We start from the raw sequence: 24458 nt of genomic DNA, 5'->3' as shown, positions 1-24458 counted from the left end.
TTTGCATAAATGTAATCAATAAAGCATTTCAATTTACCAAAGAAAGTTTTTTAACTTACTGAAAATGAATAACTCACAAGTAATCAATACTGCTCTTATTGTTATAGGTGGAGCCTTTCTTCTTTATACAATATCTGTAGACGATGCAAGCCCTTATTTTAAGATTATTGGCCTTATAATAATCATGCTTGGTTTATATCGTGCAACGAATTTCTGGGTTGCTACCAAAGACGATCATGAAAACGATTCAGAAAAAAAGGAGTAATGAAAGATTTTTCACCCGGAGATAAAGTGGAGCTGCTGGATGATGATTTAAGCGGGATCGTTCAGAATGTCAATGGCGATCAGGTTGAGATAAAGACCGAAGATGGTTTCATTATGAAATTTTCTGAAGATCACCTGGTGAAAATTAAATCTGATATTGATGTTTCTGATTTTGATTTTGAAGAAATTCTGAAAGAGAAGACACCTGCTAAAAAACCAAAGTCAAATCGTATCAAGCCAAAGGAGAGATCTGCTCCACCAATGGAAGTTGACCTTCATATTCATCAATTGGTGAAATCTTCCCGAAATATGTCTAATCATGAAATGCTGAATCTTCAACTTGATACGGCCAGACACAAGCTGGAATTTGCCATGAGAAAGCGAATCCAGAAGATCGTTTTTATTCATGGAGTAGGAGAGGGTGTGCTTAAAATGGAACTGGAGTATTTACTTGGAAGGTATTCCAATATTAAATTTTATGATGCCGATTACCAGAAATATGGCCTGGGAGCTACTGAAGTTTATATTTTTCAGAATCCTTAGTTCGTAGTCTCCTCATCAGTTTCTTCTTCAGTCTCATCTGTTGTCTCATCGTTCTCCGGGCAGTCTGGATCGCCATCAGGGCATAAAACAACTTCAATTCCAGATTCTGAATAAGTGCCGAAGTCAAAAGAATCATATAAAATAGATTCTCCAGAACCATCCTGTTTAGTGAATTTTAGATCTTCAACAATGATCCTGTAATTATATCTACGATTAATTTTATTGTCAATAAACTCATTATGCAAGGTCTCTATGGTCTGCTCGTCGTTTAAATAATTTGCAATTCCATCTCCCGTACTGGAAAACAGAGTGGGATTTTCTAAGGAGGAAGGGTCTAGATCGTTAGGATCAACCTCATAACGAGTTAATACTCCGTCATCATCGTCGTCATTATCTAAGTAATTAGGAATACCATCTTCGTCGGTATCTCTTTCTCCATCTGCATTTACGGGATCATTATTGTCATTCTCTCGTTCTATTCTTGTAAGTACATTATCGCCGTCATCATCTACATCCAGGTAATCTGGAATCCCATCTCCATCTGTGTCGGTTAAATTTGTCCCTTCAGCATTCCAACCTTCCTGAATATTATTCAAGCCATCACCGTCTGCATCTGCCTGACCGGTTTCATCTCCAAAACTTCTTGTGATGTAAACAGTTGCTCCGGTACCACTTATCCATTCCTCAACTACTGCAGGCTGACTTGGAGGGACTACATTACAGAAATAATCATTAGGAACTTCAGCTCTAAAGATTCTATAGATAATTCTATTGTCACCACTTCCGTCACCGGTAAGGTTAAAAGAAATTTCCTCTTCCTCTGGTGGTACAATTTTACCTTCATCATCAATTTCCAGTACACTATTTCTGAATTCCAGAGATATTGACTCAAAAACATCGTTATTGTTTACTGAATAAAACACGTTTTTATTCGTCCCTTCACAGAAATTTACGGTGCTATCTTCAAAATCAAAATTAGTAACAATGATTTCTCCATCATCGCAGGATGCAAAAAGGGCCAGAGAAAATAATCCGAATAACAAACGTCTCATAAAGATGCTTTTTCAACAAAAATAGTGGAATCAAACTTATAAGGAAGAGATGTAGGAAATTATTTTATTTCCGTTAATTTTGCGACCTATGGAAAATGTGTATTTTGATTCAGCAGCTACTACCCAGTTAAGGGAGGAAGTGGTCGATAAAATGGCCCGCGTATTAAAAGAAAATTACGGAAACCCTTCATCTACCCATAGTTTCGGGAGGTCTTCTAAATCGCTTGTAGAACAGGCCAGAAAGACCGTTGCGGGAATTCTTAATGTAAAAGCTTCAGAAATTGTATTCACCTCTGGAGGAACAGAGGCAGATAACCTTGCTTTGAATTCTGCAGTTAGAGACCTTAAAGTTGAACGAATTATCACATCCAGAATCGAGCATCATGCAGTACTTTATACCGTGGATCAGCTGAAGGATTGTTTTGATGTTGAAGTTGAATATGTTGGTCTGGACGCTAAAGGAAATGTTGATCTGGAAGACCTGGAAAACCGGTTAAAGAGTTCAGAGAAAAAGACACTGGTAAGTCTTATGCATGTGAACAATGAAATCGGGAATATGATCGATCTAAAAAGAACGGCTGAAATTGTAAAATCTTACAATGCTCTTTTTCATTCAGATACCGTACAATCTATAGGGCATTTTAATTTAGACCTCAATGAAATCCCTGTTGATTTCACTGCTGTAAGTGCACACAAATTTCACGGTCCAAAAGGAGTCGGTTTTGCCTTTGTAAGGCGAAATTCCGGGTTGAAGCCTTTGATTTTTGGAGGAGAGCAGGAGAGAGGTCACCGAGCAGGAACCGAAGGCGTGCATAATATTGTAGGTTTAGAGGAATCTCTTAAACTGGCTTATGAAAATTTAGAAGAAGAGCAAGAATATACTGTTGGCCTTAAAAAGCACTTTATCGAATCTTTAGAAATGGAAATTCCGGGAGTGAAGTTCAATGGAGAATCTGGCAATCTTGAAAAAAGTACTTATACACTTATTAATGTATGTTTACCGGTAAGCGAGGAGAAGGCTTTAATGCTTTTATTTCAATTAGATCTTAAAGGAATTGCCTGTTCTAAAGGAAGTGCCTGCCAGAGTGGAAGTGATAAAGGTTCTCATGTATTGAACGCATTCCTTGGAGAAAATGATCTTAAAAAGCCTTCGCTTAGATTCTCATTCTCCAGATATAATACTAAGGAGGAAATAGATTACGTAGTAAAAACTTTAAAGGAATTTATCGAGAGTTGATATTCTGAATCCATATAAAATAAAAAAGCTGAATCTAAATTCAGCCTTTTTTATTATAGTACCGTTCTTGTTGATCTTACGATCTTACTTTCGGAAAAACTTTGCGGTGTATGTGGTAGTATTTCCAACATTATCTGTCACGATCACTTTCAGGTTATTTTCGGTTTCTGAAAGTACATTATCTGAGAAATAATGCGTCAAAGTATTATTCTTATACTCATACTCCATCAGAATAAATTTTCCGTTTACCGTTGCTCTGTATGCTTCAATACCTGAAAGATCATCTGAGATCTTTACTTTCAAAGTCTCATTGCTTGAGATCCACTGACCGTCGTAAAAATTAACAGGCGAAACTCTGGGAGCTGTAGAATCTTTAGCTAGAGTATATTTTCCAAAAGTCCTGGTACCTGTAGTGAACCTGTTTCCCTTTTTATAAGTTGTTGAATAATTTGGTCTTCCGTAATCTGAAAGCCTGGCGATAAATAGCTGCTCCCTTTCTTCTGCAGGATATTCGCTTACATCAAAACCGATGGTGAAATTCTTGTGCACCGGGATCTCATCCTTATGAACTACTACGGCATCATCTGTAAAATCTATGTCCAGGTAAGCGTCTTCGTATAAACTTCCGCCAGGGATATACACATCAATTTTACCCTGCTTTGCCGATAATCCATTGTTTGCGCTGGCCAGAAAATCTGTTTCCTTTTTATCCCGTTTTTTGATGTTATCACTTATCTGGCCTTTGATAGGAACTCTTACGAGTTTTTCATTTCCTTTATAATCGGTTACTTTGATGGTATATTGATAATCAAGACTGTCTTTTACATTTAATTTACCTTCTTCATTTAGATTCCCGTAAATGCTCAAAGGATTACTTGGGGTTCTGAAAAGCTTTTGTATCCTGCTTTTATTATTAGCGTAATATTCGTAATCTATTAATTGGTTTAGATGTCTGGTTTCAGCAAAGGAGAATTTGTCGAAATCTACTTCAAAAACCTGATCGCCATTTAAGCTTGCTTCAATTCTGAAAACCCCATTATGATTGTAAGCTCCATCTTGCTGATCTACAGTAGATATACCAAAGCCTATTTCACCACATGCTTCAACCTGGTTTACGGTGTATGTTCCATCATTTAAAGGAATGAGTCTTAACTTCTGACGCTCCTGAGAATTATTTACATGCGCATCATCTCCAAGCGGATAGGCGAATAAACCTTCGATCATGGGTTTTTTAGTATCTGGAACCTCTAAACCAAACATCTGAGCGTTCATTGGGCGCTGGCTGCCATCACGAATTTCAAAGTGAAGGTGAGGTCCACCGCTACCACCTGTATTTCCGCTAAAGGCTATTAATTCACCTTGTTCTACAGAGAGTTCTCCCGGTTCAGGGAATAGTTCTATCTCATAAGATTCTTTTGAATATTGCTGTTTTCTAAGGTATTCCTTCAGTTTAGGTGCTAGCTTTTGCAAATGCCCGTAAACCGTGGTATATCCATTTGGATGCTGAATGTAAAGGGCTTTTCCGTAGCCATAATGCTGAATGTTGATTCGACTTATATATCCAGCAGCTGAAGCTTTTACTTCCAGGCCTTCGCGTTGTTGAGTTTTAATATCAAGTCCGCTGTGAAAATGATTGGAACGTAATTCGCCGAAGGTTCCGGCTAATACGATGGGCACATCTAAGGGATTGGCAAAATAATCTTGCGGAAGATCATTCTGTGCTTGTAAAGTTGAAAATAAAATAAGGAATAGTAGGCTTGTCGCTCTCTTCATAAATCTAGGGGTATTCAAATTTAAACCTGCTGTAAAGTTAATCAAACTTATGTCAAAATTAAACAGCTTGGTAACAGAGAATTATCGCTATTGTTGATTATTATTTGAAAACAGCTAAAAAAGTATTGGGATATTTCAAAGCGTATGTTAACTTTGTAAGGGTTCACATCGGTTTTAGAGCTTATGAGTGAAATTACAGAAATAGTTGATAACCTTGAGAATAGAATCAGCAAACTACTTCATAAATATGATGTTATGAAGCAGGCTAATGAATCTCTTCAGAAAGAGTTGACATCTGTAAAATCTGAATATGAGAAACTGGAAGGAGATTTACAATCTTCACAGGAGCAGGTTCAGACCTTAAAAGCTGCAAATGCGATGCTTGGCAGTACCGACCATAAAAGAGAAACAAAGCTCAAAATAAACAGTTTGATCAGAGAGATAGATCAATGCATAGTTCAGTTATCTGAATAATTTGTCATCATGGAAGATAAACTGAAGATCAAAATATCGATTGCAGACCGCGTATATCCGCTTACAATTCAACCTAGCCAGGAAGAAGGTTTGCGTAAGGCGGCAAAGAAGATCGAGGCGATGATCAAGCAATTTGAGCAAAGCTATGCGGTTAGGGATAAACAGGATGTTCTTGCAATGTGTGCATTGCAGTTCGCTGCCCAAACCGAGCAAAAGAATATTGATAATTCGAGTGAAATGATTGAAGCAGAAGAGAAGTTAAGGTCACTTAACGAACTGCTGCAGCAACATTTAACCTCTTAAGTTCTTTAAATAAAATAAAGGTTACTGCCTGTATTAGTGCTTTTTTGATAAACTCAACACGAATTCTTTAAAAAGGATGAGTCTAGGTTGTAAAAGCGTGCCGTGTCCCTTTTGGGAGAGCGGATTCTTGATCAACTTGTTAGTCCTAAACTTGATTTTAAGGAGTTTAATACAAAACACAACTAATACAGGCTTTTTTATATATATACTAAATAGAAACGAATGGACATATTAGTTATAATCATTGCCGCGGTTGTAGGTCTCGCACTGGGATTTGCAATAGCAAAGATGCTCGAAAAGAAACAGGCCTCTAATACGATTGCTAGCGCTAAGAAAGAAGCGAATAGCATCATTAAAGAAGCGAAGGCTGAAGGTGAGAGTATCAAGAAAGACAAGATACTTCAGGCTAAAGAGAAATTCATTGAATTGAAGTCTGAGCATGAAAAGGTGATTCTTTCAAGAGACAAGAAGATCAATGATGCTGAAAAGAGAATCAAGGATAAAGAGTCTCATGTATCTAACGAATTAGGTAAGAATAAGAAATTGAATAAAGACCTTGAAGAGAAGGTAGCTGATTATAATCATAGACTGGATTTTCTTGATAAAAAACAGGAAGAAATAGATAAGCTTCATAATAGTAAAGTTCAGCAGTTAGAAGTTATCTCAGGACTTTCAGCTGAAGATGCCAAAGCACAATTAATCGAATCTTTAAAAGATACAGCTAAGGCAGATGCTATGTCTTTAATTCAGGACACTGTTGAAGAGGCTAAGCTTACCGCTCAACAGGAAGCAAAAAAGATCATTATCAATACTATTCAGAGAATTGGTACAGAAGAAGCAATTGAAAACTGTGTATCTGTATTCAACCTGGAGAGCGATGATGTAAAAGGTAGAATTATTGGTCGTGAAGGTAGAAACATTAGAGCTCTGGAAGCTGCTACCGGTGTAGAGATCATCGTAGATGATACTCCTGAAGCGATCATTCTTAGCTGTTTTGATTCAGTAAGAAGAGAAGTTGCGAGATTATCATTGCATAAATTGGTAACTGATGGTCGTATTCACCCCGCCCGAATCGAGGAAGTGGTAAAGAAAACACGTAAGCAGATCGAAGAAGAAATTATCGATATAGGTAAGAGAACTGTGATCGATCTTGGAATCCATGGTTTACAACCAGAATTGATAAAGATGGTTGGTAGAATGAAGTATCGTTCATCTTATGGTCAGAACCTTCTGCAACACTCTAGAGAAGTGGCAAAACTTTGTGGAGTAATGGCTGCAGAACTTGGTTTAAATCCAAAATTAGCTAAACGTGCAGGATTACTTCACGATATTGGTAAAGTGCCTGAAACTGAAACAGAAGTACCTCACGCGATCTTAGGTATGCAATGGGCAGAAAAACACGGAGAAAAACCTGAAGTTTGTAATGCTATTGGTGCTCACCATGATGAAATAGAAATGAACTCATTACTTTCTCCTATCGTACAGGTATGTGATGCCATTAGTGGTGCAAGACCGGGAGCAAGAAGACAGGTGCTTGATTCATACATCCAGAGATTAAAAGATCTTGAAGAGATCGCTTTTGGTTTTGGTGGTGTGAAGAAAGCTTATGCTATCCAGGCCGGTAGAGAGCTTAGGGTAATTGTTGAAAGTGAAAAGGTGTCAGATGAAAAAGCATCTAACCTATCTTTCGAGATTTCTCAGAAAATTCAAACAGATATGACATATCCAGGTCAGGTGAAGATCACGGTAATTCGTGAAACCAGAGCTGTGAACGTTGCAAAATAATTCAAATTACAATTATTACAATAAAAAAAGGCCGATCAACTGATCGGCCTTTTTTTATTCCTATATATTCTGATTAATCGTCATAGATATTGTCATAAGAGTTCCCTTCAGTTTCAAAAAACTTACCGGTAACATATCTAAAATGATAATCCAGATCTGCAATGGAATTCATATCATCTTCGTTCAATTGAAATCCAGCGCTCATTAAATTCTGCTTGATACGTTCTTCATTGGTTGATTTTGGGATCACGGCAGTACCTCTCTGTTCGCTCCATTTTATCAGGATCTGTCCCGGACTTGCTCCATGCTTTTTGGCAATTTTAATGATAGTTGGATTTTCAAGAAGAGAAGGTTCATCTGCAGCTTTCATGGCATCTGGTCTATCTCCACTTCCCAACGGTGAATAGGCAGTAACATTGATTCCATTCTTACTGCAAAATTCCAATAGTTTGTTTTGCTGCAAATAAGGATGCAGTTCTACCTGATTCATCTCCGGAGTATGATCTGTATCTTTCATTAATGATTCTAAAGTTGGAATACTGAAGTTAGAAACTCCTATATGCTTGACCAATCCCTGTTCTTTTGCTTTAACCATTTCGTTCCAGGTTTCAATCAAGGGTGCTTCTTTCAGAGAAAGATAGTCTTCTGCTTTTTCAGGGAAGGCTACGTCGGGTTTAAAGGCGACTGGCCAGTGTATAAGATATAGATCTAGGTAATCTAATTGAAGATCATTAAGCGTCTCCTTAAGTGCCGGTATCACATCTTCTTTCTTATGAGCATTGTTCCATAATTTGGAAGTAACCCAAACATCTTCGCGCTTTACCTTTCCATCTTTAAAAACTTGTGAAAATGCTTCACCAACTTCAGCTTCATTACCATAGGTGGCTGCACAGTCTATATGCCTATAACCATTATTCAGTGCGATCTTTACTGCTTCGGTGACCTTACCTTTTTCAGACTTCCAGGTTCCAAGACCTATGGCGTCCATTGTATCACCATTCTTAAATTTTAATTTCTTCATAATTCAATTTTTTATGAAGTTAAGAAGAATGCGTATTTACAGAAAAGAATAGGTTTGGTTTAGCAGAATTTTAATATCTATTTTCGGGGATGGAATTCTTCCATGACCTGTCTTAGATGAGATCTGTCTACATGAACATAAACTTCGGTCGTGGTGATACTTTCGTGACCAAGCATTTGCTGAATGGCTCTCAAGTCGGCGCCGTTTTCAAGCAAATGTGTAGCAAAGGAATGTCTGAAGGTATGCGGACTCACTTTTTTCCTGATTCCTGCAGCTTCAGTAAGTCTTCTTACGATTGTAAAGATCATCGCTCGGGTTAATCCGTTTCCCCTGCGATTTAGGAATAAAGTATCTGTTGCCTCAGGTTTGATATTCTGATGGCTTCTTACTTCATCTTTATAGATATTGATGAATTTTACCGTGTATTCTGAAATTGGTACAAAACGCTGTTTATCTCCTTTTCCTGTAACTTTAATAAATCCCTCTTCAAAGAATAGATCTGAAATCTTCAGGTCAATCAATTCAGAAACTCGCAGGCCACAACCATATAAGGTTTCAATGATCGCTCTGTTTCTTTCACCTTCATTTTTACTAAGATCTATTGCGGCTATTATTCTGTCAACTTCAGCTATTGATATGGTGTCAGGAAGTTTACGACCAATTTTAGGTGACTCCATTAGATCTAAAGGATTATCCTTACGGTAATCTTCAAATACAAGGAAACCGAAGAAGCTACGTAATCCTGAAATCAACCTGGATTGAGATCTTGCATTAAGTTCTTTCGAGACGCTGTAAATGAATTCCTGAATGTTTTTGTCAGTAATTTTAACCGGACTGATCTCGATTTTATTAACGTCCAGGTAATTCATCAATTTGATCACATCGAGACTGTAATTTTCTATGGAATTCGCTGAAAGCCCGCGTTCAAGCTTTAAATAATGTCGATAATCCTGTAGCGCATTCTGCCATTTCATGTGTTAAAGATAAGAAGATAGGGCTATTAGTCTTAATAATAATTTAAGCTTGGCTAACTTTTTTTTAACAAGCTGTATCCTACTTTTGGCTCAAACAAAAACGGAAAATGATGAAAAAGACATTTTTATTAGTAGCAATTGCGATTATTGGATTCGGTGCATCTTCTAATGCACAGGAATATTGGAATTTTGGAGTTAAAGGTGGTGTGAATTTCACTAATATGACTTCAGACGGATTTGAAGACAACAACAGTAGAACAGGTTTTCACCTTGGTGTTCTTGCAGAAATCCCGGTAAGTGATCGTTTCTCAGTTCAGCCAGAGGTATTGTATTCTACTCAGGGTACTGAAGCAAGTAGAATTTTTGCAGGAGACAGAGTTGAAGGAGAGTATCAATTAGATTATGTTCAGGTTCCTTTGATCGCTAAATTTTATGTGATAGACGGTCTTGCTCTGGAAGCTGGTCCATCTTTTAACTTTCTTGTAGAAGAAGAATATGATTTTGAAAGCAATACTTTAGATTTTGAAGCAGATTCTGAATTTGCCAGTACTTTCGAATTTGGTGGAGCAGTTGGTGCTTCTTACAAATTTAACAACGGGTTTTTCCTGAATGGTAGATATGTTTTAGGTTTCACTGATGCTTTTGATAGTGATAACTTTGATGATGATGCCATTAAGAACAACGGTATTCAATTAGGAGTTGGGTTCCAGTTCTAATTAATAATCACCTATGAAAATGAAAAGCGAAGATCTTATCTTCGCTTTTTTTATGTTTTCATTTAACCCAGTTTTTATAAAACTGCTTAAAAAGTCTATGTTTGTAATTCATCAATTAAAATTCTTATGCTTAAAAAATTATGCATCGCTGGCCTTTTTATGACCTTTTCTACAATTATCTATTCACAGGATATTTCTTTCGGACCTAAATTAGGCTTGAATTATTCTAACATCAGCGGTCATCAAACCGACGGATTCAGTCCTCGCATTGGTTTCAATGCAGGTTTTATGGCTGAATTCTCTTTAACTGATAAATTTTCCATTCAACCGGAAGTTTTGTATTCAACTCAGGGAGCAGATGCTGAAGATGACTATTTCGCTTATTACGAAATTTTGCAATTGGGGAATGTTCAGGTAAAAACCGACTATATAAATGTTCCAGTTCTCGCCGAATATTATATAACTCCCAACCTTAGCGTTCAGTTAGGGCCTCAGGTTGGTTTCCTTGTTAACTCTGCTCTTGAATTGGACCTGGAATATGAAGGGGAACAGGAATTCAGATCTAATGGTTTAGAAAACCAATTGCATAAAGTGGACTTTGCAATCTCTGGCGGATTTGAATATGCATTAGATTCTGGAATTTTCTTTGATATCAGGTATAATCTAGGAATGACCGATTTTGTACTTGCACCAGATGGCGGCTTACAGGGAAATAATAAAAACAGGGTAGTGCAACTTTCAGCTGGATACTCGTTTTAAATATTTCTTATTGATTTTGAAATTATGAATTTTTGTGATTCAGCTATAGAATACTTAGCCTTATCGTGATTATAGGCGATTCTGCCATTTTGTGCCCAATCTCAATAATCTGAAGAAAATGAGAAAACTTCAAAATTAGGCATTACCGCTGAATATATTGAATCAGTATTTAACCAGACCAGATTCAATGATAATTCAGACCCATATTACGATCCGCTAGCTCAATTAGCAGGATCGTGTTTATTTTTAGGAATAACCAATGAAAATAAAGCAAGTTTAAATTCTAAAAAATCAAAGCAGGTTTTAAACCTGCTTTTTTATGTCTTTATTTTTTACTTTTACCATATGAAGTTACTTATTCTTAATGGCCCAAACTTAAATTTGCTCGGTACTCGAGAACCTGAGACCTATGGTAATAAAAGTTTTGAAGATTATTTTTCTGACCTTCAGTTCAAATTTAGAAATGTAGAGCTGTCTTACGGTCAGACGAATATAGAAGGAGAATTAATCGATAAGATCCAGAATGCCAGAGAAGTTTTTGATGGTGTTATCCTGAATGCTGCGGCATACACACATACTTCTGTAGGAATAGGAGATGCAATTGCTGCAATTGATATTCCGGTAGTTGAAGTTCATATTTCCAACACATTCTCCCGTGAAGACTTCAGGCATAAATCCTTTATTTCGCCAAACGCCAAAGGAGTGATCGTTGGTTTTGGGTTGCAAAGCTATGACCTGGCGATCCAGAGTTTTCTAAAAGATTAGAAATGGATAAAGCATATCTAAACTGGAGTAGTGGCAAAGATTCAGCGCTTGCTCTTTATTACTCAAGACTTCAAAAAGAATTTATGATTGAAAAGTTGCTAACTACTGTAAACATAGATGTAGACAGGGTAACGATGCATGGTGTTCGAAATGAATTATTGCTGAAGCAAGCCGAATGTCTGGGACTTCCGTTGCAAATAGTTGAATTGGATGCTGAAACCAGCATGGAGGAGTATAACTCTAAAATGAAGTCTGCCACAGATTCTATGATCCAGGAAGGATTTACCCATAGCGTATTCGGGGATATATTTCTTGAGGATCTTAAGGCTTATCGGGAACAACAATTAGATTCAGTTGGATTAAATGCGATATTTCCCCTTTGGAAAAAAGACACTTCTAAATTGCTGAGAGATTTTATTGATCTGGGTTTTAAAGCGATCGTGGTTTGTACCAATTCAAAGTATCTGGATGATTCTTTCTGCGGAAAGATCTTAGACAATGATTTTATCCAGAATCTTCCTGAAGACGTAGATCCCTGCGGAGAAAATGGTGAATTTCATACTTTCGTTTTTGACGGACCAATTTTTAATTCACCATTGAAGTTTGAAATAGGTGAGAAGGTGCGTAGATCTTACAAATCAGCTTCCGGAAACGATGATGATTGCTTTCAGGATGACCAGAAATCCTGGGATACTGAATTCTGTTTCTGTGATCTTATGCCTGAAGATTAGATTAAAGAGCCTATAATATTCAATCTATATAAATAAAAAAAGTCCCGCATTTCTAATGAAAGCGGGACTTTTCTGTTTTGTATTTAATTCTTATAAGTGGATCACTTCGTCGTAGGCAGCTGCAACAGCTTCCATAACGGCTTCACTCATCGTTGGGTGAGGGTGAACAGCTTTTAATACTTCATGACCGGTAGTTTCAAGTTTTCTACCTAAAACTGCCTCAGCGATCATATCTGTAACTCCGGCACCAATCATATGGCAACCTAACCATTCTCCGTATTTTGCATCGAAGATAACTTTTACAAATCCATCAGACTTTCCAGCCGCTTTTGCTTTACCAGAAGCTGAAAATGGAAATTTTCCAACTTTCAATTCGTAACCAGCTTCTTTAGCTTGTTTTTCTGTCATACCAACTGAAGCAATTTCTGGTGTTGCGTAGGTACATCCAGGAATATTACCATAATCTAATGGTTGAACATCCATTCCCTTGATCTTTTCTACACAAAGTATACCTTCTGCAGAAGCAACGTGAGCAAGTGCAGGTCCATGAACTACATCACCAATAGCATATACTCCAGAAACATTAGTCTGGTAGAAATCGTTTACAACGATCTTATCCTTTTCAGTCTTGATGCCTAGATCTTCTAGACCGATATTTTCAATATTTGTTTTAATTCCAACTGCAGAAAGAACAATATCAGCTTCAAGTTTTTCTTCGCCTTTTTTAGTTTTCACTGTAGCGATCACTTTTCCACCTTTCTTCTCCACGCTTTCTACTGAAGAGTTGGTCATTACCTTGATGCCAGCTTTCTTGATACTTCTTTCGAATTGCTTAGAAACTTCTTCATCTTCTAATGGCACCACATTTGGTAAATATTCTACTACGGTTACTTCAGTTCCCATAGAGTTATAAAAGTGCGCGAATTCAACTCCGATTGCTCCTGAACCAACCACGATCATTTTCTTTGGTTGCTTTTCAAGCGTCATAGCTTCACGGTAACCTATAACGGTTTTACCATCCTGCTTAAGATTTGGAAGTTCTCTTGAACGAGCTCCGGTAGCAACAATAATATTATCTGCCTGATATTCGGTTTTCTTATCTTTACTATCAGTAACTTCTACTTTCTTTCCAGATTTTAATTTTCCGAATCCTTCAAGAACATCGATCTTATTCTTTTTCATAAGGAATTGAACACCTTTGCTCATTCCATTTGCTACATCACGACTTCTTTTTACCACAGCTCCAAAATCCTTGTCAGCTTTTTCAAGTTTTAGGCCGTAATCTTCAGCATGTTTCAGGTAATCAAAAACCTCTGCACTTTTTAGAAGCGCTTTCGTTGGGATACATCCCCAGTTAAGGCAAACACCACCAAGGCTTTCCTTTTCTACAATCGCAGTTTTAAAACCTAATTGTGAAGCGCGGATTGCAGTTACATAACCACCCGGGCCACTACCTAAAACTATAATATCATATTTACTCATATTCGGAATATTTTGAATCTGGTTATAGAGTTTGCAAATTTAAGGAATTAAACCCTAAACTGAAAGTGACTTACGTAGGATAAAAGCATAAAAAAAAGCCCGTATTTACAAACACAGGCTTTCAAATGATATCAATCGAAATTTATTTATGAGCTTTCGATTTTAAATTAGTTTCTTTAATATTTAATGAGGCTTTTAAGTTCTGGTAAGTACTTACATCTACATTAGGATTGTTCGCGTAATAATCTACCGGAAGTACAACTACCTTAAAGATCTGATCTTGAGTATAAAAATCTCCCAATGTTGCAAGATCTATATCTCCTTGCAGAAAAATATTCACATCAAAATCTGTATGATTATAAGTATACTGGAATTGTCCGTCTTCGAAATAAATCGTTTGAGGGATAAGGCTCCAGATGTCATTATCGTTATCATCTATATCCTCAAGCCAGTAAACCAGTACGATATCTGATGGCAAAACTTCAATTTCTCCAGGGATATCAGCGAATATAGAATAATCTGGTGCTACAAAATCAACACCTGTAACTTCAAAAGCCTGACCTACAATATTAACTCCATCTTCTCCTGGAGGGCCTTGTGGTCCTTGATCTCCGTCTGAAGAACATGAAACAAAAAACAAACTTGTCAATACTATTAGTGATAAAAATTTTTTCATGATTTATCGGATTTAGTTATTTATTAAATTCAATGCTGGCAGAGTTTACACAGTAACGCTGTCCAGTCTCTGTAGGTCCATCATCAAAAACGTGGCCAAGATGGCTTCCGCAGTTAGAACAAAGAATTTCTGTGCGAATCATTCCAAAGGTCCTATCCTGCACATATTCTACTTTACCTTCAATGGAATCATCAAAACTGGGCCATCCACAGCCGCTTTCAAATTTTGAATCGCTTTCAAAAAGTTTTTCACCACAGGCAGCACATTTATACTCTCCTTCATCAAAATGAAGATTATATTTTCCCGAATTGGGAGCTTCAGTTCCTTTTTCTCTGAGAATTCTATACTGTTCCGGAGAAAGCTCTTTCTTCCATTCTTCTTCAGACTTTTCTATATTATATTTCTTCATGCTTATTTTTCTTCGGCGATAAACTTCATGGCCACGCCATTGATACAATGTCTTTTCCCGGTAGTTTCAGCAGGACCATCATTAAATACATGTCCTAAATGACCACCGCATCTTGCACAATGAACTTCATCCCTCTGGTAGCCTAATTTAGAATCACTACCGTAGGCAACACCACCTTCAATGGCTCTATCAAAACTTGGCCATCCCGTACCACTCTTAAACTTATATTTAGTTTCGTATAATTCCTGTCCGCAGGCTGCACAAACAAATGTTCCTGGCTCCTTGATGTCGAGTAGATCACTGGTAAAAGGAGTTTCGGTAGCTGCGTTTCTTAAAACTGCATATTGATCAGAGGTAAGCTCAGCTTTCCATTCAGCTTCAGTTTTAGAAACTTCATAATTTTCTGAAGATTTTTTATCCGATTTCTTCTGCGCATTTCCGTTGCAACTAATTAGAAAAACAGATAATACGGTAAATAATAATAACTTTTTCATGCTCATCTTTTTCATAAAATTACAAAGATTGTGCCGCGATAAAAGTTGTTATTTTGTTAATTACTTCTGGATTGCCTAAAATACGTCGGTGACCTAATCCGCTTGTAATCATTAACTCGCTATTATCCAGTGCTTCATGTATCTCATGAGCAGAGTTGATCTTTACATCCACATCATGCTCGTCATGTATTACAAGCGTTGGGATCTTTACATTTTCTGCTGACCTTGCACCGGATAAAGTATCCATATCTTCATTAAACCTGTTATCCAGGTATTTTTTCATTTTTGCGGCGACTTTATGATTCATCTTCATATTTTCAGCAAAATGTTGAGTGATCTCCGTAATATTATTAGCAGTTCCTATAATTACTAACTTGTTGGTCTGCATACCTTCACTGATAGCTCTAAGGGCAGACATACCTCCAAGAGAATGCCCGATTACAGCTTCGAATGGACCGTAATTTTCGTTCAGAAAATGAACGGCCTGAATAAAAAATGGCATCATACTCATCTTGCCTTCAGCTTTACCATGAGCCGGTGCATCAAAACTTATAATCTGATAACCTTTCTTTTCTAATGCCTCCGCTATTTTAGCCAATTGAGTCCCTCTTCCGCTCCATCCATGTACCAATAATATTTTTTTGCTGCCCTCACCGTATTCATATGTAATTATTTCCCTGTTCATAGATGGAACTAAATGTTTTTCCTGAACAGAATTGGAATCCATATTTTTTTCTCTTTCTGGTAATTTATATTTAAAAGGAGTGAGAAATAGTTTCGCCGCGAATCTACTGGCGAGAAATGGAGATACTACAGTTAGAAATCTTGAAATCCCTAGTATATATGAAGGAACGAGAAGTCTCTGAACTGGAGTTTTATCTTTAATTTTTTTAGTCATATTTAAGAATTCCGAATTCTATTATATTTTTTATAACATACTTCCTGAGATATGTCTCAGGCCTTACGAACACTGCAAATATCAACAATGGTATTGTTTTTGAAACTCTACTTAGTGTTAAATCATACTTAAACCATCAGCAGCTATACTAACTGCTTTTGTACTTTTAGGTATCTAAAAACCAAAAATCATGAAGTTTAAAAATACCTTTGTATGGTTAAGTGCATTATTACTAGTAGTATCATGTAAAACCAATCCATTTACAGGTGAAAGAAATTTGAATTTTGTTTCAAATGACCAGTTATTCCCTGCATCCTTTGAGCAGTATAATCAATTTTTGAATGAAGCTGAAGTTGAAAGAGGCTCTGCTGAAGCGAGGGAAATTCAAAACCTTGGCCAGAATATCGTAAATGCAGCTGAACGTTATTTGAATGCTAACGGTTACCAGGGATTTATGACAGATTTCCGATGGGAATTCAATCTTGTAAAGGATGATCAGGCTAACGCGTTTGCAATGCCTGGAGGAAAAGTAGTTGTTTATACAGGAATTCTTGACGAAGCTCAAAATACGAATGGTCTGGCTACTATAATGGCTCATGAGATCGCACACGCACTAGCAGATCACGGTGCACAAAGAATGAGTGCAGCACAATTACAACAATTAGGAGCAGTTGCAGGATCTGTTGCAGTTAGCGGTAGAAGTGAAAGTACACAACAGATCTTTGCCCAGGCATACGGTCTTGGAACCACTGTTGGAGTGATGCTACCATTTAGTAGAGGTCATGAATCTGAAGCTGATAGAATTGGACTGACTTTAATGGCTATCGCAGGATATGATCCTAGAGAAGCACCAGAACTTTGGAAGAGAATGCAACAGAATAGTAGTGGACAGGCTCCACCGGAATTTCTAAGTACTCACCCATCTACTCAAACAAGGATTAACAATCTAACAAAGTGGGCTCCGGAAGCAATGGCGGAAGCAAGAAAATACGGAACTACCAGTTTTAAATAAGATAAGCTAAAAATAAAATTGAAAAGCCACCAAATTCGGTGGCTTTTTCTATTTTTAGGGCATGAAGCAATTACCTAAAGGAAGTAAGAAGCTAATACATGCATGGGCATTTTACGATTGGGCTAATTCAGTTTATAGCTTAGTTATATCTTCAGCGATCTTTCCAATCTTTTACGGAGCGCTAACTATTATAAAAGATAGTGAAGGCAATAAGATAAATGATACCGTAACCTTCCTCGGAATAGATTTTAATAATGATACCCTTATTAGTTACGTTACTGCAGCTGCTTTTCTGGTAGTTAGTTTTCTAAGCCCGTTTCTTTCGGGAATTGCAGATTATATTGGGAATAAGAAGAATTTCCTGAAATTCTTTTGCTACCTAGGGGCCTTTTCCTGTATTGGATTATTCTGGTTCAATCTAGAATACCTATGGTTCGGACTACTCTGTTATTTTCTAGCATTAATTGGTTTCTGGTCCAGTCTGGTTTTTTACAATTCTTACCTGCCAGATATCGCTTTTCCAGAGCAACAGGATAAAGCTAGTGCCAAAGGATTTTCTCTTGGGTACGTTGGTAGCGTAATACTATTGATCATCTGCCTTATAATGATCCTGAAATATGACTGGTTTGGCTTTGAAGACGAAGGTTTGCCAACAAGGTTATCTTTTGTACTCACTGGAGTATGGTGGATCGTCTTTAGTCAGTATACTTATTATTATCTGCCGAAAGGAAATAAAAAAGCTAGGCTAACAAACGATGTGCTATTCAATGGTTTCAAAGAGCTGAATAAGATCTGGAAGTCTATCAAGCATAATAAAACATTGAAACGATATCTAGTGGCATTTTTTGTTTATAGCATGGCAGTTCAAACCATTATGCTAATTGCAACATATTTCGGGATAGAAGAACTGGAATGGGGAGACCAGGATCCAACCACAGGTCTTATTGTAAGTATTTTGCTAATACAGTTGGTAGCTGTAGCAGGTGCAACCCTTACTTCCAGACTGGCGATAAAAAATGGTGATGTAAAGATCTTGATTTTTATAAATCTTATCTGGATCGCGATCTGTGGTTATGCTTATTTCATAACTTCACCGGTTCAATTCTATTTTGCGGCGGCATCAGTTGGTCTTGTAATGGGAGGGATTCAATCTTTATCCCGATCAACCTATTCTAAAATGTTACCGGAGAATTCCATAGATACTGCCAGTTATTTCAGTTTTTATGATGTTTCTGAGAAAATTGGGATCGTGATAGGAATGTCTTTGTATGGTTTTGTAGCTCAACATACCGGAAGTGTAAGAAATGCCATACTGTTCCTCGTAATCTTTTTTATTGCGGGTGTATTCTTATTAATGCGAGTACCCAAGAAAAAAGTTCAGCAATAAAAAAACCTGCACTAAGGCAGGTTTTCAAAACTGTTTGATATTTGATTAATGGGAAGATACACTTCCAGACCCATTTGTTTTAAAATCTTGTTTTTCAGGATTTCCTTTATATACAATATCCCCGGAACCTGATACCGATGCCTTTAAAGACTTGCTTGCGTAAACCATGATATCACCAGAACCTGAAACTCTGGCTTCTACATTTTCAGCCTGAAGGTCATAAGCTTCAAAATCTCCACTTCCGGTTACGGTACAATCAAAATTCTGGCTTCTTCCTCGAAGTTTAATATCTCCAGATCCTGTAACCATTCCTTTAAGATCCCTAACTTCAAGATCGAGCATAAGATCTCCTGAACCTGTAACCTGAACTTTCATATTAGAAGATTCTAATTTGTCTTTGGTCCAGATGTCACCTGATCCGGTAACTGATACTAATTCTATACTTTCAACTGGTACAGTGATAAGGATATCATCTTTCGGTTGAAGGTTATAGCCTTCTTTGGTTGAAATCTTAAGTTTTCCGTTCTTCACTTCAGTTTCTATATATTCCTGCAGGTTACTTTCTGCTTTAACTTCTAAACTGCCTTCGCTTCCAGAAATTAATTCTACGTTCATGGAGCCTACAAGCTGAACTCCGTCATATGAACCTACGCTTCTGGTTTTAGTAACCATGTCGCCATTTCCTCTTACTTTTTTACCTCCCCATTGTGCGCAGGCGGTAGTCATAAATACTAAAGTGACGGCTAGAAATAATAATGATTTTTTCATGATTTTAATTTTTGATGGATGATTATTGTTTATTGAAATTTACGCTTCCATAAGAGGTAACGATATTTATTTTTGAATCGCTATTCTGTGACCCATAATACCCGGATACGGAATTGCTACTATTTTGCTGATCTCTTTTCTGAACCTGAAGATCATCAAGACCTTTGATTCCTCCGTAAGAAGTTCTAACGTCAAACTGAAAGCTCATTTCACGGTCAAAACCAAGTTTTACTCCGGCATAATCAGTATTGATCTCTATTTTTCTGATACCCTTAATGACCTTTTCAATAGAAAGTGAACCGTAGTCTAAGTTAAGTTCTAAATCTGTAAAAACGCGATTAATTTTTGTGGTGAGGTAATCGCCATTCCCTTCAAGAACTTTTACTTTATCAATTTCAACACTTCCGTAATCACAATTGAAAGTCATTTTTGAAACTTTTCCAATTTTAGATTTTGAATAATCTGCACTAATGATCAATTGATCTGCTTCTTCTACTTCATAATCTGAATAGTCTGCTCTTATCTCGGCATTGGTTACATAACCGATTCTGCTGCTTCTGGTATAATCGAAATTAAGGTAATTAGACCTTCCTCTTAATTCACCAATATCTATCTTCCCATAGTCACAGGAGATTTTTGCATTTCCTGTAGTTTTGTCAATGTAAATTCCGCCGTAGTCATTATCTATATCAAGATTATTGCCTTCCGGCGCTCTAATCAGGTAGTTCACTTCCATATTCACATTATCAAATCCGCTGGTCAGGCTTTTCCACCATGATTTGTTTTCTTTAGAAAATCTTGTCTTGGCAATTACTCCTGATGAAGACTGGTCAAATTCTACATTGATCTCTTCCAGTTTTTCCTGAACTTTTTCCTCATCATTTCCGTTCGTTTTGATAATGACTTCAATAACTACGCGATTTTCATCCCAGGTGGTGATATCTACATTTCCGTACGAATTGTCAATGCTAAGATTGGAGTTAGCGCTAACATTGAATTCTTTCCTGATCTTTTTTTCCTTGGTGTGCTTTCCGTTGAATTCGTTTTTTTCAACTACACAGGTTTCAGGTGCTAGGTTAGCATCAAAATAGGGTAATCCTGGTGCGAGCACGGCAAAGATTAAAATACTAGATAATATTGTTTTCATGATTTTGTTTCTTTAGTGTTTTAATATTTTCAATTTGGGATAAAACGTTATTTAATAAGTCTATTCTCTGCTGGAAATTCTGGATCATAGCCTGGATCACTCTATTGTCTTTCCCGCTATTTACAAGATCCTTTCTTAAAGTCTCGTATCTTTTTTCCAATTTCTCCATTTGTACAAGAGCATCATTGATAATGGCTTCGGTTTCAGGAGATTTTTCAGCATCCAGCGCATTAAGTTCCTTAGAAATAAGCCCGGTGTAAAATTCTTGGGTTTGCTTCATTTCCGGTGAAATACTGGCCAGATCTGAATTTTTCGCAGAAGCATTAGTTCCCACAAAATCACCCAGTAGGAAAAAGGCTAAGAGAAAGCTTGCGGCGATGGCCATAATAGGCGTCCATAAATTCCTGGCTTTTCCATTATTTTTTGATTTTTCGGTAGCACCTTTATCAAGCTTTTTGAAAAAACGTTCTTTATGTCCCGAATGAGGTTCTTCGATATCAAAATTCAATTCATCGAATAACTCGTCAAAGTCATTATTTTTCATGATCCTGCAATTTTTTTCTTAAGCTTTCCTTGGCACGAGAAATCATCGTTCTACAGTTTGCGTAAGAAATATTCATTATTTCACAAATTTCTTCGTAGTCGTATCCTTCGATCAGGTGCAAGGTTAAACCAAGTCTATAGTTTTCTTTAAGCGTCTTGATCTGATTCAGGATTAACCGAACTTTTTTATTGTTTATATCATCTTCATTCAAAGCGATTCCATCACTATCTGCCTCGTTCTTTAACTCGTCATTATAGCTGACTTCACCTAGTTTTGCGATCTTTTTATAAGCAGTAATGCTTTCGTTCACTACGATACGTTTTAACCAGGCACCGAAAGTGGAATTTTCTTTAAAGCTTTCAATCTTGACGAAGGCGTTTAAAAAAGCTTCCTGCATAATATCTTCCGCCTCAGCTGAATGACCTGTTATACGATAAGCAGTGTTGTACATCGCTTTGTAATAACGATCATAAATTTCCATTTGAGCGCGTTGATCGCCAAAGCGACAACGTTCTACCAGGTCTTTAATATGTGTGATGGTTGGTGTCAATTAAAACTTGGTTTCTGTAATAAAGATGTATTCTAATTTGATTTGTTACACTTTTTGAAAAAAATCTTTTGGTTCCAGCGTGGCACAGGAATTGAATAATTGAAATAGAAAATCTGAAATAAAACTGAAAGCCTTATTTATCAGGGCTTTTAAACAACTTTATCAAAATTAAACAATATTAGTTTTGGTGACAGTTTGACTTAAATATAATTATGGCGAAAACAAAGTTTGGTAATATTGACAGTTTGTCATTGCAGGGTATAGACGAAGATGCGGAGTTGATCCCTCTAATGACGCCTGAAGATGAAGAGGAAATAAACCGAGAGAATCTGCCAGAAACTCTACCTATACTTCCGTTAAGAAATACTGTACTTTTCCCAGGTGTGGTAATTCCAATTACTGCCGGGAGAGATGCTTCCATTAAATTGATTAATGAAGCAAATAATGGAAGTAAGATCATTGGTGTTGTTTCTCAAAAGGATGAAGAGGTAGAAAACCCTACATCGAAAGACATCAATAAAGTTGGAGTAGTGGCCAGAATACTGAGAGTTCTTAAAATGCCTGATGGAAATACTACAGTGATTATCCAGGGTAAGAAAAGATTTCAGATCACTCAGGTGGTAACCGAAGAGCCTTATATGAATGCTACGGTTGCTGAGATTCCAGATAACAGGCCAGAAAAAGATAATGCTGAGTTCTCTGCGATTATAGATTCAATAAAGGAATTGGCTTTACAGATCATTAAAGGAAGTCCTAATATTCCTTCTGAAGCTTCTTTTGCGATCAAGAATATTGAGAGTAATTCGTTCCTGATCAATTTTGTTTCTTCTAACATGAGTTTAAGTGTAGAGGAGAAGCAGAAGTTACTTGAGATGAACGATCTTAAGGAAAGAGCTCTAGCTACTTTGAAGCACATGAATACCGAGAACCAGAAACTGGAACTCAAAAATGATATTCAGAGCAAAGTACAGAGTGATATGAGTCAGCAGCAGCGTGAGTATTTCCTTCATCAGCAAATGAAAACCATCCAGGAGGAACTGGGCGGAGTTTCACATGAAGGTGAGATCGTGGAAATGCGTGATCGTGCTAAAGACAAGCAATGGGGTGAGGAAGTTCAGAATCATTTTGAAAAGGAGCTTTCCAAGATGCAAAGAATGAATCCTCAGGTTGCTGAATATTCAATTCAAAGAAATTACCTGGATCTGTTTCTTGATCTTCCATGGAATGAATTCAGTAAAGATAAATTCGATCTAAAAAGAGCCAAGAAGATACTTGACCGTGATCATTACGGTCTGGATGATGTTAAAAGGCGTATCATAGAATATCTAGCTGTTCTCAAGCTTAGGAATGACATGAAATCGCCAATCCTATGTCTTTACGGACCTCCGGGTGTTGGTAAAACTTCACTTGGTAAATCTGTTGCAGAAGCCTTAGGTAGAGAATATGTTAGAATTTCTTTAGGTGGATTAAGAGACGAAGCGGAGATAAGAGGACACAGGAAAACCTATATTGGTGCAATGCCTGGTAGGATCATTCAAAGCTTGAAGAAAGCCGGAACCAGTAATCCTGTTTTTGTACTTGATGAAATTGATAAACTTGCTATTGGAAATTCTGGAGATCCATCTTCCGCTTTGCTAGAAGTATTGGACCCTGAACAAAATTCAGAATTCCATGATAATTTCCTTGAAATGGGATTTGATCTTTCTAAAGTGATGTTTATAGCAACCTGTAACTCTTTAAGCACTATTCAGCCTGCATTAAGAGATCGTATGGAGATCATTAATGTTACTGGCTATACCATCGAGGAGAAAGTACAAATCGCCAAAAGACATTTACTTCCAAAACAACTCGAAGAACATGGTTTGAATGCAGATCATTTGAAGATCGGGAAGAAACAACTAGAGAAAATTGTAGAGGGATATACTCGTGAATCTGGTGTTCGTGCGCTTGAAAAGCAGATCGCAAAAGTGGTAAGATATGCTGCCAAGAATATTGCGATGGAAGAAAATTATAATATTAAGGTTACCGATGAAGATATTATAGAAATTCTTGGTAGCCCTAAAATGGAGCGCGATAAGTATGAGAATAACGATGTAGCCGGAGTAGTAACAGGATTGGCCTGGACCAGTGTTGGTGGTGATATCTTATTTATAGAATCAATTCTTTCCAAAGGAAAAGGAAACCTTAGTATCACAGGTAACCTGGGTAAGGTGATGAAAGAATCTGCTACGATCGCAATGGAATATATCAAAGCGAATGCTGAAAGACTTGGAATTACACCTTCTATATTTGATCAGTATAATGTGCATATACACGTTCCGGAAGGAGCGACGCCAAAAGATGGTCCAAGTGCAGGTATAACCATGCTAACGTCTCTTGTCTCTCTTTTCACTCAGAAAAAAGTGAAGAAAAGTATTGCAATGACAGGTGAGATCACACTTAGGGGTAAAGTTCTTCCTGTTGGAGGGATCAAAGAAAAAATCCTTGCAGCTAAAAGAGCCAGGATTAAAGAGATCATTCTTTGTGAAGATAATAAGCGTGATATAGAAGAAATCAAAGAAGAATATGTGAAAGGATTAACCTTTCACTACGTTAAAGAAATGAGCGATGTCATTGATATCGCAATCACAAATCAAAATGTGAAGAACGCGAAGAAGTTATAATTTAAGCCCCTTTATGGGGCTTTTTTTATTT

Annotated in this window: 26 protein-coding genes and 1 other RNA gene; 14 read left to right on the top strand and 13 right to left on the bottom strand. The window is 37.1% G+C overall.

Annotated elements, in window-relative coordinates:
• Window positions 1–64: 64 nt before the first annotated feature.
• Both RE431_RS15405 and RE431_RS15400 read left to right on the top strand, forming a co-directional pair.
• Window positions 65–265, top strand: coding sequence for a hypothetical protein (locus RE431_RS15405; RefSeq protein WP_309562860.1), 201 nt, complete (start codon window positions 65–67; stop codon window positions 263–265).
• Window positions 265–807 (top strand): Smr/MutS family protein, encoded by a 543-nt coding sequence (locus tag RE431_RS15400; RefSeq protein WP_309562859.1) that lies wholly within the window; start codon window positions 265–267, stop codon window positions 805–807. Before RE431_RS15405 ends, RE431_RS15400 begins: the two co-directional genes overlap by 1 nt.
• Here RE431_RS15400 and RE431_RS15395 read toward each other — a convergent pair.
• Complete coding sequence (locus tag RE431_RS15395) at window positions 804–1859, bottom strand: hypothetical protein (RefSeq protein WP_309562858.1); 1056 nt, start codon at window positions 1857–1859, stop codon at window positions 804–806. The two genes, RE431_RS15400 and RE431_RS15395, sit on opposite strands and share 4 nt — an antisense overlap.
• 88 nt (window positions 1860–1947) lie before the next feature.
• On the opposite strand from RE431_RS15395, the gene RE431_RS15390 reads away from it, so the two are divergent.
• Complete coding sequence (locus RE431_RS15390; RefSeq protein ID WP_309562857.1) at window positions 1948–3096, top strand: cysteine desulfurase family protein; 1149 nt, start codon at window positions 1948–1950, stop codon at window positions 3094–3096.
• Between the two features lie 84 nt (window positions 3097–3180).
• On the opposite strand, the gene RE431_RS15385 is transcribed toward RE431_RS15390, so the two are convergent.
• Complete coding sequence (locus tag RE431_RS15385; RefSeq protein ID WP_309562856.1) at window positions 3181–4869, bottom strand: M23 family metallopeptidase; 1689 nt, start codon at window positions 4867–4869, stop codon at window positions 3181–3183.
• 183 nt (window positions 4870–5052) lie between these two features.
• Between RE431_RS15385 and RE431_RS15380 the strand changes: the two genes are divergently transcribed.
• From RE431_RS15380 to rny, 4 genes are all read left to right on the top strand, one after another.
• Window positions 5053–5343, top strand: coding sequence for a hypothetical protein (locus RE431_RS15380; RefSeq protein WP_309562855.1), 291 nt, complete (start codon window positions 5053–5055; stop codon window positions 5341–5343).
• Window positions 5344–5352: 9 nt separating this feature from the next.
• Complete coding sequence (locus RE431_RS15375) at window positions 5353–5646, top strand: cell division protein ZapA (protein ID WP_108172195.1); 294 nt, start codon at window positions 5353–5355, stop codon at window positions 5644–5646.
• A 51-nt stretch (window positions 5647–5697) separates the two neighbouring features.
• A non-coding RNA gene (gene ssrS / locus RE431_RS15370) (6S RNA) lies at window positions 5698–5814 on the top strand.
• Window positions 5815–5868: 54 nt separating this feature from the next.
• Window positions 5869–7431, top strand: coding sequence for a ribonuclease Y (gene rny, locus RE431_RS15365; RefSeq protein WP_309562854.1), 1563 nt, complete (start codon window positions 5869–5871; stop codon window positions 7429–7431).
• Between the two features lie 73 nt (window positions 7432–7504).
• Here the strand turns inward: rny and RE431_RS15360 are convergent, their stop codons facing one another.
• Together RE431_RS15360 and xerD are read right to left on the bottom strand one after the other, a co-directional pair.
• A complete protein-coding gene (locus RE431_RS15360) occupies window positions 7505–8452 on the bottom strand; it encodes an aldo/keto reductase (RefSeq protein WP_309562853.1) in 948 nt (315 codons plus the stop codon).
• Window positions 8453–8529: 77 nt separating this feature from the next.
• The gene (gene xerD, locus RE431_RS15355) at window positions 8530–9426 is read right to left on the bottom strand and encodes a site-specific tyrosine recombinase XerD (RefSeq protein ID WP_309562852.1); all 897 of its coding nucleotides are present in this window, start codon (window positions 9424–9426) and stop codon (window positions 8530–8532) included.
• 110 nt (window positions 9427–9536) lie between these two features.
• Here xerD and RE431_RS15350 point away from each other — a divergent pair, with 110 nt between their 5' ends.
• The 4 genes from RE431_RS15350 to RE431_RS15335 all read left to right on the top strand — a co-directional run bounded on the left by RE431_RS15350 (window position 9537) and on the right by RE431_RS15335 (window position 12397).
• Complete coding sequence (locus tag RE431_RS15350; RefSeq protein ID WP_309562851.1) at window positions 9537–10142, top strand: porin family protein; 606 nt, start codon at window positions 9537–9539, stop codon at window positions 10140–10142.
• A gap of 126 nt (window positions 10143–10268) precedes the next feature.
• Window positions 10269–10901, top strand: a complete 633-nt coding sequence (locus RE431_RS15345; protein ID WP_309562850.1) for a porin family protein — start codon at window positions 10269–10271, stop codon at window positions 10899–10901.
• A 345-nt stretch (window positions 10902–11246) separates the two neighbouring features.
• A complete protein-coding gene (gene aroQ, locus RE431_RS15340; protein ID WP_309562849.1) occupies window positions 11247–11666 on the top strand; it encodes a type II 3-dehydroquinate dehydratase in 420 nt (139 codons plus the stop codon).
• A 2-nt stretch (window positions 11667–11668) separates the two neighbouring features.
• Window positions 11669–12397 (top strand): Dph6-related ATP pyrophosphatase, encoded by a 729-nt coding sequence (locus RE431_RS15335; RefSeq protein WP_309562848.1) that lies wholly within the window; start codon window positions 11669–11671, stop codon window positions 12395–12397.
• A 90-nt stretch (window positions 12398–12487) separates the two neighbouring features.
• Here the strand turns inward: RE431_RS15335 and lpdA are convergent, their stop codons facing one another.
• From lpdA to RE431_RS15310, 5 genes are all read right to left on the bottom strand, one after another.
• Complete coding sequence (gene lpdA / locus RE431_RS15330; protein ID WP_309562847.1) at window positions 12488–13879, bottom strand: dihydrolipoyl dehydrogenase; 1392 nt, start codon at window positions 13877–13879, stop codon at window positions 12488–12490.
• A gap of 142 nt (window positions 13880–14021) precedes the next feature.
• Window positions 14022–14555, bottom strand: coding sequence for a hypothetical protein (locus tag RE431_RS15325; RefSeq protein ID WP_309562846.1), 534 nt, complete (start codon window positions 14553–14555; stop codon window positions 14022–14024).
• Between the two features lie 16 nt (window positions 14556–14571).
• Window positions 14572–14964 (bottom strand): peptide-methionine (R)-S-oxide reductase MsrB, encoded by a 393-nt coding sequence (gene msrB / locus RE431_RS15320; RefSeq protein ID WP_309562845.1) that lies wholly within the window; start codon window positions 14962–14964, stop codon window positions 14572–14574.
• Between the two features lie 2 nt (window positions 14965–14966).
• Window positions 14967–15458 carry a peptide-methionine (R)-S-oxide reductase MsrB gene (gene msrB / locus RE431_RS15315; protein ID WP_309562844.1) on the bottom strand — a complete coding sequence of 164 codons (492 nt, stop codon included), beginning with the start codon at window positions 15456–15458 and terminating at the stop codon, window positions 14967–14969.
• A 19-nt stretch (window positions 15459–15477) separates the two neighbouring features.
• A complete protein-coding gene (locus tag RE431_RS15310) occupies window positions 15478–16356 on the bottom strand; it encodes an alpha/beta fold hydrolase (protein WP_309562843.1) in 879 nt (292 codons plus the stop codon).
• A gap of 190 nt (window positions 16357–16546) precedes the next feature.
• Here RE431_RS15310 and RE431_RS15305 point away from each other — a divergent pair, with 190 nt between their 5' ends.
• A complete protein-coding gene (locus RE431_RS15305; RefSeq protein ID WP_309562842.1) occupies window positions 16547–17368 on the top strand; it encodes a M48 family metallopeptidase in 822 nt (273 codons plus the stop codon).
• Between the two features lie 61 nt (window positions 17369–17429).
• On the top strand, window positions 17430–18755 hold the full coding sequence (locus tag RE431_RS15300; RefSeq protein WP_309562841.1) for an MFS transporter: 1326 nt from the start codon (window positions 17430–17432) through the stop codon (window positions 18753–18755).
• A 45-nt stretch (window positions 18756–18800) separates the two neighbouring features.
• On the opposite strand, the gene RE431_RS15295 is transcribed toward RE431_RS15300, so the two are convergent.
• From RE431_RS15295 to RE431_RS15280, 4 genes are read right to left on the bottom strand one after another with little or no spacing between them, the layout of a single operon-like run.
• Entirely contained in the window at window positions 18801–19523 is a 723-nt protein-coding gene (locus RE431_RS15295; protein ID WP_309562840.1) for a head GIN domain-containing protein, read from the bottom strand.
• A gap of 22 nt (window positions 19524–19545) precedes the next feature.
• Window positions 19546–20670, bottom strand: coding sequence for a DUF4097 family beta strand repeat-containing protein (locus RE431_RS15290; protein WP_309562839.1), 1125 nt, complete (start codon window positions 20668–20670; stop codon window positions 19546–19548).
• Entirely contained in the window at window positions 20651–21214 is a 564-nt protein-coding gene (locus RE431_RS15285; RefSeq protein WP_309562838.1) for a DUF4179 domain-containing protein, read from the bottom strand. The genes RE431_RS15290 and RE431_RS15285 overlap by 20 nt, the downstream gene beginning before the upstream one ends.
• Window positions 21204–21764, bottom strand: a complete 561-nt coding sequence (locus RE431_RS15280) for an RNA polymerase sigma factor (protein WP_309562837.1) — start codon at window positions 21762–21764, stop codon at window positions 21204–21206. The genes RE431_RS15285 and RE431_RS15280 overlap by 11 nt, the downstream gene beginning before the upstream one ends.
• A 212-nt stretch (window positions 21765–21976) precedes the next feature.
• On the opposite strand from RE431_RS15280, the gene lon reads away from it, so the two are divergent.
• Window positions 21977–24427, top strand: coding sequence for an endopeptidase La (gene lon / locus RE431_RS15275; protein WP_309562836.1), 2451 nt, complete (start codon window positions 21977–21979; stop codon window positions 24425–24427).
• Window positions 24428–24458: the final 31 nt, after the last annotated feature.

Source organism: Christiangramia sediminicola (assembly GCF_031344135.1).
In the GTDB taxonomy this organism is placed as follows: domain Bacteria; phylum Bacteroidota; class Bacteroidia; order Flavobacteriales; family Flavobacteriaceae; genus Christiangramia; species Christiangramia sediminicola.
The sequence above is the reverse complement of the archived record's forward strand: the minus strand, read 5'-3'. Positions and strand labels throughout refer to the sequence as shown.

Bases quoted from the DNA above. Each gene is read 5' to 3' on its own strand.
- RE431_RS15385 (WP_309562856.1), bottom strand. From the start codon at position 4,869: ATGAAGAGAGCGACAAGCCTACTATTCCTTATTTTATTTTCAACTTTA.
- RE431_RS15360 (WP_309562853.1), bottom strand. From the start codon at position 8,452: ATGAAGAAATTAAAATTTAAGAATGGTGATACAATGGACGCCATAGGT.
- RE431_RS15310 (WP_309562843.1), bottom strand. From the start codon at position 16,356: ATGACTAAAAAAATTAAAGATAAAACTCCAGTTCAGAGACTTCTCGTT.
- RE431_RS15400 (WP_309562859.1), top strand. From the start codon at position 265: ATGAAAGATTTTTCACCCGGAGATAAAGTGGAGCTGCTGGATGATGAT.
- RE431_RS15285 (WP_309562838.1), bottom strand. From the start codon at position 21,214: ATGAAAAATAATGACTTTGACGAGTTATTCGATGAATTGAATTTTGAT.
- RE431_RS15345 (WP_309562850.1), top strand. From the start codon at position 10,269: ATGCTTAAAAAATTATGCATCGCTGGCCTTTTTATGACCTTTTCTACA.
- RE431_RS15380 (WP_309562855.1), top strand. From the start codon at position 5,053: ATGAGTGAAATTACAGAAATAGTTGATAACCTTGAGAATAGAATCAGC.
- RE431_RS15375 (WP_108172195.1), top strand. From the start codon at position 5,353: ATGGAAGATAAACTGAAGATCAAAATATCGATTGCAGACCGCGTATAT.
- RE431_RS15335 (WP_309562848.1), top strand. From the start codon at position 11,669: ATGGATAAAGCATATCTAAACTGGAGTAGTGGCAAAGATTCAGCGCTT.
- RE431_RS15395 (WP_309562858.1), bottom strand. From the start codon at position 1,859: ATGAGACGTTTGTTATTCGGATTATTTTCTCTGGCCCTTTTTGCATCC.
- msrB (WP_309562845.1), bottom strand. From the start codon at position 14,964: ATGAAGAAATATAATATAGAAAAGTCTGAAGAAGAATGGAAGAAAGAG.
- lpdA (WP_309562847.1), bottom strand. From the start codon at position 13,879: ATGAGTAAATATGATATTATAGTTTTAGGTAGTGGCCCGGGTGGTTAT.
- RE431_RS15325 (WP_309562846.1), bottom strand. From the start codon at position 14,555: ATGAAAAAATTTTTATCACTAATAGTATTGACAAGTTTGTTTTTTGTT.
- RE431_RS15300 (WP_309562841.1), top strand. From the start codon at position 17,430: ATGAAGCAATTACCTAAAGGAAGTAAGAAGCTAATACATGCATGGGCA.
- RE431_RS15390 (WP_309562857.1), top strand. From the start codon at position 1,948: ATGGAAAATGTGTATTTTGATTCAGCAGCTACTACCCAGTTAAGGGAG.
- lon (WP_309562836.1), top strand. From the start codon at position 21,977: ATGGCGAAAACAAAGTTTGGTAATATTGACAGTTTGTCATTGCAGGGT.
- msrB (WP_309562844.1), bottom strand. From the start codon at position 15,458: ATGAAAAAGTTATTATTATTTACCGTATTATCTGTTTTTCTAATTAGT.
- RE431_RS15305 (WP_309562842.1), top strand. From the start codon at position 16,547: ATGAAGTTTAAAAATACCTTTGTATGGTTAAGTGCATTATTACTAGTA.
- rny (WP_309562854.1), top strand. From the start codon at position 5,869: ATGGACATATTAGTTATAATCATTGCCGCGGTTGTAGGTCTCGCACTG.
- RE431_RS15405 (WP_309562860.1), top strand. From the start codon at position 65: ATGAATAACTCACAAGTAATCAATACTGCTCTTATTGTTATAGGTGGA.
- RE431_RS15350 (WP_309562851.1), top strand. From the start codon at position 9,537: ATGAAAAAGACATTTTTATTAGTAGCAATTGCGATTATTGGATTCGGT.
- xerD (WP_309562852.1), bottom strand. From the start codon at position 9,426: ATGAAATGGCAGAATGCGCTACAGGATTATCGACATTATTTAAAGCTT.
- aroQ (WP_309562849.1), top strand. From the start codon at position 11,247: ATGAAGTTACTTATTCTTAATGGCCCAAACTTAAATTTGCTCGGTACT.
- RE431_RS15290 (WP_309562839.1), bottom strand. From the start codon at position 20,670: ATGAAAACAATATTATCTAGTATTTTAATCTTTGCCGTGCTCGCACCA.
- RE431_RS15295 (WP_309562840.1), bottom strand. From the start codon at position 19,523: ATGAAAAAATCATTATTATTTCTAGCCGTCACTTTAGTATTTATGACT.